This window comes from Algoriphagus halophilus (assembly GCF_041729275.1).
GTDB lineage: Bacteria > Bacteroidota > Bacteroidia > Cytophagales > Cyclobacteriaceae > Algoriphagus > Algoriphagus halophilus_A.
Map to the genome: position 1 here is coordinate 1,838,268 of NZ_CP146486.1, position 12,773 is coordinate 1,851,040.

Here is a 12,773-nt window from a genome sequence, read left to right on the forward strand (position 1 = left end):
CACTCATTTTCATTCAGGCAAAATAAAACCCCTGAATTCAAAAAAAATCAGGGGTTTGTTATCTTTTAACTTCTAGAGTGAATCGCAATCCTATTCCCCTCAGAATCACTAAACACTCCCATATATCCAATATCTGGAGCGATCATTCTCTTGGGTATCTGAACTTTTCCTCCCGCATTCTCTACTCTTCCTAATTCTATGTCGCAATCATCTGATGAAAAATAAATCAATGGACCAGCTAAATCGCTAATGGCATAAAACTCCTTATGATATACCAAACTGCCACCTGCCCCCTTTTCCATATCCTCCCATGGAAACCAGGCCATTTGAAAATCTCCCATGACTTGCTTATTCAACTTACAATCAAAAACTTTTTCATAAAAAGCAATGGCTCGATCCATGTCAGCAACAGGAATTTCAAACCAACCAACAGTTACATTTTTCATAGGAATTGGATTTAGAATTATGGATATATTACACTCTTGTCAATTTAATCGGATAGGTTTTTCCAGCATTCCACTGGCATACATAGATATTTTCATCCTGATCAATGCACACATCATGGCAATGCTTGAAAATTGGTTGAGACTGAACCATCAACTGTAATTTACCATCCCGATATTCAGGGGCGGTACCTCCTGGATTTGAAACCACTTGATTCTCTTTATTGAGGATGGTCACAAAACCTGAATCTGGAGTTTGCTCCAAATACCTCAATCTTGACCAACATACACCAGCATAGAGGTTATCACCATGAATTACAGGCCTACAAACAAAAGCCCCCGGTAAGAATATAGTCTCTTGGTATTCTCCATCTAAACTGAACCTCTTGAATGAATTATGTCCTCTTGAAGTACATAGAAGGGTAGGTGTTTTTCCACCACGCTGGTCCACTGTAATTCCGTGGGCAGTACTAAATTGAGAATCTCCAGAACCAGGTCCTCCAAATTTTCTTTTAAAAACACCATCCTTATCGTATTGAAGGAAATATTGAGAGCCATACCCATCTGCAATGTACAAATCTCCATTGGGACCTATGGTCGTTTCTGTTGGCACCCAAGACATTTTTTCGGTATAGATCTCTTCTTTCACAGGAGAAACAATCTCACTGACGATGGTTCCATCCAACGTGGTTTTGACCACTCTGCCTCCATTATCACAAATCCATAAATATTCCGCATCTCCCTCATCCACTAAGGTCAACCCATGTGCGCGATCCAAGCCTAAGGTCCAAGTTTTTAAAAGCTTGCCGGATTGATCATAAATGATCACATTATTTTTTGCTTCATCAGTTAACATGATCATTCTACCCTTTCGGTCCATGACCATCTCGTGGCAGTTCACTACTGGCACCTTGGAGGGGTCTAACATACCCCATTTAGCATCTACTTTATATTGAAAATCACCGTGTCCGATAATTTCATCTGTATTGAATCCGAAAGAAAATGAAGGTGTAATACTGATGGCTAATCCCGCAAGGGAGGTTTGTTTGACAAAGTCTCTTCGACTTGTTTTCATAGTTTTAAGTTATTGTTTAATAATTTGAATCCGTACAAAGCCGAACATTCTTCGTAATTTACGAGAATCAATACATTAAACCCATATGAAAAAGCTGATTTATACTATTGCCTTGATAATTTTTGGTTTCCTTCCAATATCATCAAGCTATTCTCAAGAAATAGCCCTTCAACTCTACTCGCTAAGAAACGAAATGAAGGAAGACCCTGTCAAATACCACCAATTAATTTCTGAGTGGGGAATTGAAAACCTCGAAGGAGGTGGCAATTATGGAATGACAGACTTGGAATATGAGAAACTATTAGAGGACAATAATTTAAAATTCGTTGGAGTTGGTGCCGACTATAACCAACTGAGTCAATCATTGACACCTATTATCCAAGAAGCCAAACGGTTTGGAGCAAAATACGTGACTTGCTACTGGATTCCGCATACAGAAGGACCGATCTCCTTAGACGAAATAAAAGTGGCTACAGCACTTTTTAACCAGACTGGAAAAGAATTGAAAAAGAAGGCTTAGTGTTTTTATACCACCCACATGGTTATGAATTTGCTCCCGACCCGGAAGGAAAAGGAGTAATCATGGATTACATGTTGAAAAACGCAAAAGATTTTAAATTCAACATGGATGTTTTTTGGGTTAAAATGGGAGGGGAGATCCATTGAAAATCATGAAAAAACACAAAGGAAAATTCCCCATGCTACATTTGAAAGACCGGTCAATCGGAACACCCGGATCCAATGATGGTCATGGAGACGTGGAAACGAACGTGGTACTAGGAACGGGAGATGTGGATATCGCTGGCATCATCAAAGAGGCCAAAAAGCAGGGCACCGAATACCTAACCATTGAGGATGAAAGTAGCAGGTCAGTGAGTCAAATCCCATTGAGTATTGCTTTTATTAAATCCCAATTAGAAAAATAAACTTATTGATTATCTAACCAATAAGTTTTTAAAAAATGAGGATTGAAACAATCCACTAAAACCAAGGTTAAATTTCATCATCAATTATACACCAAATTTAAATTCAACATCTATCTCATGAACAACAAATCCTATTGCTTGGCAATGATCTTATCTATTTGCCTTGCATTTACCACCCAATCCTTCGCCCAATTACAAGCTCCAGCACCAAGTCCTGCTGCCCATGTTTCCCAAGTCGTTGGTTTTACTAAAATCAGTATTGATTACTCTTCTCCTGCTGTGAAAGGCAGAAAAGTATTTGGAGACTTAGAAAAATTCGGGGTTACCTGGAGAGCTGGCGCCAATAACCCTACCATCATCGAGTTTAGCACTCCAGTAAGTGTGGCAGGAAAAACCTAAACGCTGGAAAATATTCACTATTTATTACTCCCATGGAATCCGGAGAATGGACTGTCCATTTGAACCCAAAAGCAAATGCTGTGTTCGCCTACATGAAAGACGGCAAAATTGATGAAGCTGCAGTGGCTGCTGACGACGCCGTTTCTTTCAAGGTAAAGACCATGACTCCTCCAATGCCCCATGAAAGAATGATGTTTATGATTTCTGCAGAGGACAATAAAGTAGCAAGCATTCATTTTGTTTGGGACCAAACCATGTTTGCATTCCCTGTTGATACCCAGGTAGACCAAAAGATAGAGGGTTTTAAAGGCGTATTTTAACCTTGCTTGATACAAAGACCTTTGAGGTTTTAAACACCTTGAAGGTCTTTTCATTCTTTTAATTTCGAATCTTTGGAAATATATCCTTTTTGATACCCTTTTAAGCAACCCAACCCCTGTCCATTTTTTCCGATAATCGACCAATTTTTCCTAGAGGTTCTTATTCCCCTCCATGAAAGTTTTAGAAAAAAACAAACAAGACACCCCCTAGTACAGGATAGGATTTCTCATAGATTGACTACCTAGCAATACAATTTCCCTTAAAATCCTAAATAGCATCCAATTGACATTTTTAGCTTGTTTAAGCTCCGAATTCTGGCTAAACTTATATTGGATGAATACTTAATTATGAGAAAAATTAATTCTTTTGCGCCAGTGCTGGCTACAGCAATTGGACTTTTAGCTTTTAGCTGTACCCAAGATCAAATAATTGAAGTAAAAAAGGACAGTCACATCATGATGGTCGGAAATAATCTCGGCTCCAGAATGATGAATTTTGGCTATTTCGAAACAGAACTTTACGAAAGATTTCCAGACAATCAACTCATCATTCGAAATATGTCCGACCCAGGGGATACACCTGGATTCAGACCCAGATCTGCCATCAATGACCCATGGGCTTTCCCTGGAGCTGAAGATTTTCAAGAAGAATATGCCACGCCATCAGGAAGTATTGGCTTTTTTGAGAAACCTGACGAATGGTTGACCCGATTAAAAGCAGATGTGATTATCGGTTTTTTCGGTTTCAATGAAAGCTTTCAAGGAGAGGCAGGTTTGGAGAATTATAAGGCTGAGCTAGATGCTTTTATTCGCCATACTCTTGCACAAACCTATAACGACAGCACCGCTCCACAATTGGCAATCGTGTCCCCAATAGCATTCGAGGACTTATCGGACCAATTGGATGTCCCTGATGGAAAAGCAGAGAACAAAAACCTATTGCTTTATACCGAAGCCATGGAAGAAGTGGTGGCCAAGCATGAAAACGTATTATTTGTGGACGCATTTGGCCCTAGTGAGAAATGGTACGCCTTAGAAAACGAACCCTTAACCATTGATGGCTCTCAATTGAATGACAAAGGTTACCGTATGTTTTCTGAGTTTTTGGCTGATGAAATTTTCGGCGGAACCCCAAAAGTCCCAGAGCACGAAGAGCTGATCCATGAAGCTGTGATGGAGAAAAACTGGATCTGGCACAATGATTACAAAATTCCAAATGGAGTACATGTCTTCGGTCGTAGATATGATCCGTTCGGTCCTGACAACTACCCATTTGAATTGGAAAAAATCCGTCAAATGACGGCAATTCGAGACACAGCCATTTGGATGGCGACCAAAGGAGAAAAGAAAGATTTGGCTGCAGCGGATGCATTGACCCGATCACTTCCAGAGGTGAAAACAAATTACAATCCAGATGCCAATGGAGACTTGGAATACAAATATGGAGAAGATGCGTTAAAAACGATTTCAGTTCCTAAAGGATATAAAATCGAATTATTTGCCTCAGAAGAAGAGTTCCCTGAACTAGCCAATCCGGTTCAAATGTCCTTTGATAACAAAGGCAGACTCTGGGTAGCAGTCATGCCAAGTTACCCTCATTACAAGCCAGGCGACTCCAAACCAAATGACAAACTGCTGATATTTGAAGACACAGACAAAGATGGCAAAGCAGATGAGGTGAAAGTTTTTGCAGACGGATTATCCATTCCTGTTGGGTTTGAAATAGCGCCTGAAGGAGTTTATGTTTCTCAAGCTCCAAATTTGGTTTTATTGAAAGATACCGACGGAGATGACAAAGCGGATGAAAAAGAAATCTTGCTGAGTGGATTTGATGATCACGACACCCACCATGCCATCTCTGCCTTTACGACCGACGAAAGTGGCGCGATACATATGGCAGAAGGGGTGTTTCTACATACCAACGTGGAAACTTCCTATGGACCTGTAAGAGGTACAAATGGAGGATTTTATCGGTATGAGCCCAAACGACATAAGTTGGAGCGAGTAAACCAAGTAAGTATTCCAAACCCTTGGGGAATTGCTTTTGATGAATGGGGGCAGAACTTCTATGCAGAAACCTCAGGACCAAATGTCAACTGGATGCTTCCAGGTTCCGTGTATCCTCGCTATGGAAATGCCAATTTCAAAGGCCCAAATTTGATTGAGCAGAAACACATGGTTCGTCCTACTTCAGGCCTGGAATTTATTTATAGCCGACATTTCCCAGAAGAAATGCAAGGAGACTTGATTATCAATAATACCATTGGTTTCTTGGGTACCAAGCAACATAAAGTACATGAAGACACAGTAGGATTTACCACGAATTGGGCTCAGGATTTAATCAAATCTACAGATGGGAATTTTCGACCAGTAGATATGGAAATTGCGCCTGATGGTTCATTGTATGTGGTGGATTGGCACAATATCCTGATTGGGCATATGCAGCACAATGCAAGAGATCCTTTCCGTGACCATGTCCATGGAAGGGTTTACAGAGTAACCTACCCTTCAAGACCTTTAGTTGAACCTGCTAAAATCGATGGAGCAAGCATTCCTGAATTATTGGAAAATTTAAAACTGCCTGAATACAGAACTCGATACAGGACCAGAAGAGAGTTGAGAGGAAGAGATGCAGATGAAGTATATGAAGCCGTAAATAAGTGGCTTTCTGAATTGGATCCTTCTGATCCTAGATATGAACACCATAGACTAGAAGCACTTTGGGTAACCTGGGGAATAAATAAAATCAACCAAGACTTACTTAGACAACTCTTACAATCTGATGATTATAGGGTAAGAGCTGCCTCTGTAAGAGCTTTGAGGTATACAGGACATCAGGTGAAAGACCAGCCGGAATTATTGATGGCCGCAGTTAAAGATCCCCATGGTAGAGTGAGAATGGAAGCCATCGCAGCTGCTTCTTGGCTGCCAAAAGAAATTGGTGTTCCGATTTTAGCAGAGGCAGAAAAACAAGAAAAGGATAATACCTGGATTCCAAGAACCTTAGAAACTGCCATTGCCCATATCAATGGACTATCCGTAGAAGATAAAAAAGTAGAAGACATTAAATCCTCACTGACTGGTTCAGACCGAGAACTCTTTGTATTAGGAAAAGAAATCTATGCTAGAGAAGGATTTTGTAGCACCTGTCACCAGCATGATGGCGGGGGACTTTCTGCTTCCCAATTCCCTCCATTGGCAGGAACTCCTTGGGTTACTGGGAACGAGGAAAGATTAATCAAAATTGTCTTAAAAGGATTATTGGGTCCAATCACCGTATTGGGTAAAGATTATCCAGGACAGGTTCCTATGACGCCATTTGAAGGCATGTTGGATGATTCAGAAGTAGCGGCAGTTCTAACCTATGTAAGAAATTCCTTTGGGAACCAAGCTTCACCTATTTCACCTGAATTGGTCAAAAAGGTAAGAGAGGAAGTCAAAGATTATGAGGGATTCTACAAGCCTGAAGATTTATTGAAAATGCATCCTTTGGAAAAGTAATCCAGAAGTCAGTGGTCAGTCCCGAAAGTTTTCGGATGCAGTGATCAGTTGAGTTTGGAATGATAGCTGTCACCCTGAGCGCCTGCCTGACTGTAGTCAGGGAATCGAAGGGTGATTCACTCTACTCAGCTTGATTCTTGGATTATAAAAAATAAGGGTCATTGCCAGGCAAAGAATGAATCCGTGGTAATGTTGATATCTCAGTTTTTAGACTTCTGACCTCTGACCTCAAATTTTCCATCAATTCTTAGTACTTGGTACTTTGGATAAAAATCGAATAATACCATGAACCCTATCAAACACACGCTTTTCATCCTATTTGCCACAATACCCATGATGGTTACAGCGCAAGAGATGACTGTCAAATTCAAAAAGCAGGTAATCGCTTTTGAAAGCACGGAATCAGTAGGAGTATTTGATGTGAATAATGATGGGATTTTGGATTTGGTCTCCGGTAGTTTTTGGTACAAAGGCCCCGAGTTTATCGATCGATCTCTGATCGGACAGGTGAAACGCTATGGGGAATATTATGAGGATTTTTCCACCATCCCCATGGACGTCAATGAGGATGGGAAAATGGATTTTGTAACGGGAGGATGGTTTGAAGGAACATTGATCTGGAAAGAAAATCCTGGAGATGGGTCTGAGTGGCCCATTCATGAAATTGCAAAAACCGGTAATATAGAAACCACCAGAGGTTGGGATATTGATGGAGATGGAGTATTGGAAATTTTCCCAAATACGCCTAGAAAACCACTCGCTTTTTTTAAGAAAACCGGCCCCGATCAATTTGAAAAGTATCCTGTTACGGACATGCATGGACATGGATTGGGCTTAGGTGATATCAATGGAGATGGAAGAAAAGATTTAGTAATTTCTGAAGGATGGCTAGAAGCTCCCAGTGACTTGAAAAATGGAAAATGGACATTGCATGAAGACTTCAATTTAGGGGATGCCAGTATACCCATGATCATTGCAGACGTCAATGGAGACGGGCTTAATGACATTATAGTAGGACAAGCCCATGCATTTGGCTTGTTTTGGCTGGAGCAACAAAAAACTGGAAATAACCTCAATTTTGTCAAGCATCAAATTGATCCTTATCAATCCCAATACCACACCATGGAGTGGGTGGACATAGATAATGATGGACAAAATGAACTAGTCACAGGAAAACGTCACCGGGCACATAATGGCAAAGACCCAGGAGGTAAGGATTATGTGGGATTATACTATTTCAAATGGAACGGAGAATCTTTTAGTAAAAATATTATCAGTTATGGTCCAGCTGGAGAAGGCAAAGGAAGTGGACTGTATTTTTCAGTTGCTGATCTCAATAAAGATGGCTGGAAGGATATCGCGGTGGCGGGAAAAGATGGTTTGGTGGTATTCCATAATTTGGGAAATGGGAAAAAGTGAAAGGAACATTTAAATCCCTCTACTAATTCTAACTAACTTTTAATAACATCAGGAAACTTTAAATAGGTATCTTTTATCAGAGATGCTTTTTTATATACCTAGACCACAGGACACTTTTTTAATCGGAAGATTACATATTCGAACTTCTTAGCATTCTTAAGATGATCCGTATAAGCCTTTTTTCTATTATTTTCCTGTTTTCTGTTCAGCTCTTTGGACAAACCCCTTCTGTTTCAAAACCACGAGTATTAATCAGTACCGATATAGGTGGCACCGATCCAGATGACAATCAGAGTATGGCACATCTCCTGATGTACAACGATCTTTTTGATTTGGAAGGGTTAATCTCCTCCCCTTCATATGGAAGCGGTAGTACTGCGGAGATTTTTAGGATGATCAATCTTTATGAACGAGACTTACCTCAATTAAAAAAACATAAAGCTGGATTTGCTGAACCATCCTACTTAAGATCTATTACCAAGCAAGGAAGGAAGGGTGGAGCTCCTTTTAAAGGATATACTACCTCCACAGAGGGTTCGAATTGGATAATAAAAGCAGCAAGAAAAAAAGACAGTCGCCCTCTTTGGGTTTTGGTTTGGGGAGGTTTGGATGATTTGGCGCAGGCACTTCATGATGCACCTGAAATTCAAAAAAACATCAGAGGGTATTGGATTGGAGGGCCTAATAAGAAATGGTCTGCCAATAGCTATGCCTATATAGCTGCCAATTTCCCAGACCTCTGGATGATTGAAGTCAATTCCAGTTACTATGGTTTTTCTCCAACAACCAAACACCAGATGTTGTCAAAACCACTGACTACTACCAAAAGAGTATTCAGGGAGCCGGACATTTGGGGGAAGATTTTAAAGATTATTATAAGGGAGAAATTAAAATGGGAGACACTCCTTCTCTCCTTTATCTGATGAATGGAAACCGGAATGAACCTACGAGTGAAAGCTGGGGCGGAAGATTTGAAAAAATCAAAAGAAGCGCCCGTGTAGTTTTTGATAGAAACACTTCCCTTTCCGATTCTGTGGCTTTTTGTACAATTGTGGAATATCGCTTCCAAGGGCCAAAAATCAGTGTTCCATCAGATTCATCAGTATTTCAAATGGAAGTGCCCTATGGGGATAGCAAGCAAATCTGGCCAGGATACTATTTAGGTGATGGCTTATATTGCCTTCGGTATGCTCCCAAGCAAGCAGAGGTATTGAAATTTAAGTTCACTTCCGAAATTCAAGGATTCCCAACTGGAGAAGCACAACTTGTAGTTACCAATCTTTGGCCAGGAAAACCTAATCCCACTGATAATCTTTTGGGAGAAAATTGGTTTTCAGACTCTACTAAACCTAGCGATTTTGATGGAAGATTGCAAGGTGGAAAGACAATTTTTAAATGGAGAAATGAGGTGCTTTCCGATTGGGCGGAGCGTTGGAGTTGGTTGAAATAAAATAGCAGGCGCAATTCTAGATGAATTGCACCTGCTACTTATTCAATCAAGGGTTGGTAGAGAAAATCGAACCATTGGCAATTAAAGCACGACGGTTCATTTTTAGAATATCTCTTACCCATTCTGCAAAATCTTCCGGCTGAAGTACTTTATCCGGATTGCCATCGGTCAAACCAGCTTGAATACTCATATCCGAAGCAATGGTACTAGGAGTCAAGGTTATAACTCGAATATTTTGTTTTCTCCACTCGGCCATCATGGATTGAGAAAGTGAAATCACTGCCGCTTTTGAAGCAGCATAAGCTGACATATGTGCTCCGCCTTTCAGCCCGGCAGTAGAGGCAACATTGATCATATCACCCTCCCCTTTATCTTTCAGGTATGGATATACCGCCATCGCAGCATAATACACCCCAAACAAATTTGTCTGGATCACCTGCTGCCAATCTTCTGAGGACATTTCTTCCAAAGTTCCAATTTTCCCGATCCCCGCATTGTTGATTAAAATATCCACTCCACCTAGCTCAGCTACCAAGGCATCGATTCCTTTCTTTACTTCAGTTTCATTGGACACATCAAAAGCAGCATAAGCAACTTTAACACCTACCTCCTTCAGCTCTTCAGCCACAGCTTTTAATTTTTCTTCATTTCTGCCTGTAATTCCAATATTCACACCTTCCTGAGCTAAAAGCAAGGCCATGGCTTTACCTAGTCCACGGCTTCCACCTGTGATGATTGCTGTTTTATTTTTTAATGAAATCATAATTCTAAAATTTATACAAAAAGAAAATTCATAATTGATCTTTAAAACCCCAAGTTTTCAAAGTCAGTTTCACTGTTTGATCTTTTTTGTAAGGCAATTCCTTATTTTGACACATGTAGCAAACCATTCTCCAAAATTATTTAACTTAAAGAGGATTGATTTCAGTTATAAATTTTGACAAACCCTTTGATTAACAAAGACCATTTTTAAAAGTTACCAAAAGAGAATATTTAAATTTTAAGCATCATGAAACATCGAATTTTAGGATTGTTTTTAACAGTTTTTACAATTGATATTCTTCATGCACAGGAAAAAATCAGTGTGTTTGACGAAACAGTGGTAGTCAAAGACAATTTGGAGCCTGTTATTCCAAGACCCTTGCAAGAAAATATTGCAGATAAGAAACTGGCCTCTCTTGAAAGCAGAACTGGAACAAAGCCCAATATCCTTATCTTCTTGGTCGATGACCTGGGTTAGGGAGACATCGGGGTAAATGGGGGTGGCGTTGCAGTTGGTGCACCTACTCCTTATGTAGACCGCTTAGCTCGAGAAGGCAAGCAGTTTAAATCATTTTACTCCACGCCTACCTGTACCTCTTCCCGTGCGGCAATGTTGACAGGTCGACTCCCCATCAGAAGTGGATTAACACGTCCGCTATAGAGTGGAGACAAGGTGACAACCAATCCATGGGAAATAGAAGTCACCCAAGCCTAATTACTTGCAAATGCAGGATATAAATCTGCACTGATCGGAAAATGGCATATTGGAGAGGCTGAAAATATGCTTCCCCATGAAGTAGGGTTTGATTATTTCTATGGGCTTCCCGCCGTTCAATCTGACTACACGCAGTTCTTGGTAGAAAGACAGTATGCAGATATGATCCGTAACAAAGACCTCCATGACAAAGCATTCCAATTGCAACCAGAAGGGTTGATCATGGGACATAAAGGTGGGCCTAGTGAAGTTGGCTTTGAGATTTCTTCCATTGATGAATTAAGAATGATCGATGAAAAACTAAAAGACGAATCCATCAAATTCATTAATGAAAATGCTGGAGAAAACCCTTTCTTTTTGGTGCATTCCTTCACAGCCATTCATAATGACACATATTCTGGAAAAGACTTTATTGGAAAAAGCCCTGCTGCTATGCCAGTGAAAGATGCCATTGTGGAAATGGATGCCATCGTAGGAGAAATTATGGATGCATTAGAAGCTTCTGGACAACTGGAAAACACACTGGTAGTCTTCACTTCGGATAATGGAGCAAACGAAGACGTTTTCCCTGATTCTGGTTACCATCCTTGGAGAGGAGGAAAAGGAACCACATGGGAAGGTGGGGTAAGGGTTCCTGGAATTGCCTATTGGAAAGGTATGATTGAACCTGGTCAGGAAACCAATGAATTGATTGATCTTACTGATTTATATATGATCTCTTTAAGGTTAGGAGGAGTGTTGGATCAACTTCCATCTAACCTCTATTTTGATGGAATCGATCAGACAGCCTTTCTTTTGGCTGAAAATGGTCATTCCAAAAGACAAGCTGTTTTCTTGTGGAATAGCACTGATTTCTGTGCGGTGAGATGGAAAGATTATAAAGTTCATTTCCAGATTTTTGAAACCCATGTCCCAAGAAGAAATTTGGATGCCACCACCTTGACAAGAGTGGGAACCGCACCATGGGTATTTAATCTCAATGTAGATCCTAAAGAAATGAGCAGTGAAGGACATCGCTATTTCGAATGGGGAATGCCGGCGGTCATCGCTTTCCAAAAAAGACACTTGGCAACCATGAAAAAATATCCGAATACGGATTTGGGATTGGGCTTTTAACAAATCTTAAACTCTAAACATACCCCTACTTATTCCTTGTAATCAGTAGGGGTATTTTTTAACTTAGTGTCCAAACGGATTTCCTTATGCCTAAAAACGATCAATGGAAAGAAGCCTTAAGCTTACTCAATCAAATAATTTCTAAAACAGAATTGGTAGAAACCACCAAATGGGGCATGCCCGTATTTACCCTCAATGACAAAAATGTAGTCGGGTATACAGGTTTTAAAACTCACTTTGGCCTTTGGTTTTACAATGGTGTTTTCCTTTCAGATCCCTATCAGGTATTGATTAATGCACAGGAAGGAAAAACCAAAGCCATGCGGCAATGGCGTTTTGAATCCATAGAGGATATCGATGAACAAAAAATCCTTGAATACTTGCAGGAGGCTATTCAGAATGAAAAAGATGGAAAGTCCTGGAAAGTCGAAAAAAGTGGAGAAATAGAAATTCCAGAGCTTTTGGAAGGAAGACTTCAGGCAGATAAAACATTAAAAACATCATTTGAAAGGCTGACTCCTTTTAAACAAAAAGAGTATATCGAGTATATCACGGAAGCTAAAAGAGAAGCTACAAAAATGAATCGTCTTGAAAAAATCATTCCTATGATCTTGGAAGGAAAAGGCCTAAATGACAAATACCGATAA

At 40.2% G+C, this 12,773-nt stretch carries 12 protein-coding genes and 2 pseudogenes; 11 read left to right on the forward strand and 3 right to left on the reverse strand.

Going from position 1 to position 12,773, the window contains the following annotated elements:
• Window positions 1–65 precede the first annotated feature (65 nt).
• On the reverse strand, window positions 66–446 hold the full coding sequence (locus V8V91_RS09830; RefSeq protein ID WP_373399906.1) for a VOC family protein: 381 nt from the start codon (window positions 444–446) through the stop codon (window positions 66–68).
• 28 nt (window positions 447–474) lie between these two features.
• Window positions 475–1,518 (reverse strand): 6-bladed beta-propeller, encoded by a 1,044-nt coding sequence (locus V8V91_RS09835; RefSeq protein WP_373399907.1) that lies wholly within the window; start codon window positions 1,516–1,518, stop codon window positions 475–477.
• Window positions 1,519–1,603: 85 nt separating this feature from the next.
• Between V8V91_RS09835 and V8V91_RS09840 the strand changes: the two genes are divergently transcribed.
• The 8 genes and pseudogenes from V8V91_RS09840 (at window position 1,604) to V8V91_RS09875 (ending at window position 9,533) form a co-directional block, all read left to right on the forward strand.
• Window positions 1,604–2,038: a hypothetical protein gene (locus tag V8V91_RS09840; protein WP_373399908.1), complete on the forward strand. Its 435-nt coding sequence runs from the start codon at window positions 1,604–1,606 to the stop codon at window positions 2,036–2,038.
• On the forward strand, window positions 2,038–2,184 hold the full coding sequence (locus tag V8V91_RS09845; protein WP_373399909.1) for a hypothetical protein: 147 nt from the start codon (window positions 2,038–2,040) through the stop codon (window positions 2,182–2,184). Before V8V91_RS09840 ends, V8V91_RS09845 begins: the two co-directional genes overlap by 1 nt.
• 5 nt (window positions 2,185–2,189) lie before the next feature.
• Window positions 2,190–2,444, forward strand: coding sequence for a hypothetical protein (locus V8V91_RS09850; RefSeq protein ID WP_373399910.1), 255 nt, complete (start codon window positions 2,190–2,192; stop codon window positions 2,442–2,444).
• Window positions 2,445–2,588: 144 nt separating this feature from the next.
• A pseudogene (locus V8V91_RS09855) lies at window positions 2,589–3,163 on the forward strand (DUF2911 domain-containing protein).
• A 348-nt stretch (window positions 3,164–3,511) separates the two neighbouring features.
• The gene (locus V8V91_RS09860) at window positions 3,512–6,664 is read left to right on the forward strand and encodes a PVC-type heme-binding CxxCH protein (protein WP_373399911.1); all 3,153 of its coding nucleotides are present in this window, start codon (window positions 3,512–3,514) and stop codon (window positions 6,662–6,664) included.
• A 285-nt stretch (window positions 6,665–6,949) separates the two neighbouring features.
• Window positions 6,950–8,083, forward strand: a complete 1,134-nt coding sequence (locus tag V8V91_RS09865; RefSeq protein ID WP_373399912.1) for an FG-GAP repeat domain-containing protein — start codon at window positions 6,950–6,952, stop codon at window positions 8,081–8,083.
• Window positions 8,084–8,244: 161 nt separating this feature from the next.
• Window positions 8,245–9,006, forward strand: coding sequence for a DUF1593 domain-containing protein (locus V8V91_RS09870; protein WP_373399913.1), 762 nt, complete (start codon window positions 8,245–8,247; stop codon window positions 9,004–9,006).
• Window positions 8,916–9,533: a DUF5060 domain-containing protein gene (locus V8V91_RS09875; protein WP_373400653.1), complete on the forward strand. Its 618-nt coding sequence runs from the start codon at window positions 8,916–8,918 to the stop codon at window positions 9,531–9,533. Before V8V91_RS09870 ends, V8V91_RS09875 begins: the two co-directional genes overlap by 91 nt.
• A 46-nt stretch (window positions 9,534–9,579) precedes the next feature.
• On the opposite strand, the gene V8V91_RS09880 is transcribed toward V8V91_RS09875, so the two are convergent.
• Window positions 9,580–10,296, reverse strand: coding sequence for a 3-ketoacyl-ACP reductase (locus V8V91_RS09880; RefSeq protein ID WP_373399914.1), 717 nt, complete (start codon window positions 10,294–10,296; stop codon window positions 9,580–9,582).
• A 246-nt stretch (window positions 10,297–10,542) separates the two neighbouring features.
• Here V8V91_RS09880 and V8V91_RS09885 point away from each other — a divergent pair, with 246 nt between their 5' ends.
• From V8V91_RS09885 to V8V91_RS09895, 3 genes and pseudogenes are all read left to right on the forward strand, one after another.
• Window positions 10,543–10,773, forward strand: coding sequence for a hypothetical protein (locus V8V91_RS09885; RefSeq protein WP_373399915.1), 231 nt, complete (start codon window positions 10,543–10,545; stop codon window positions 10,771–10,773).
• 6 nt (window positions 10,774–10,779) lie between these two features.
• A pseudogene (locus V8V91_RS09890) lies at window positions 10,780–12,126 on the forward strand (sulfatase-like hydrolase/transferase).
• Window positions 12,127–12,212: 86 nt separating this feature from the next.
• Complete coding sequence (locus V8V91_RS09895; RefSeq protein WP_373399916.1) at window positions 12,213–12,773, forward strand: YdeI family protein; 561 nt, start codon at window positions 12,213–12,215, stop codon at window positions 12,771–12,773.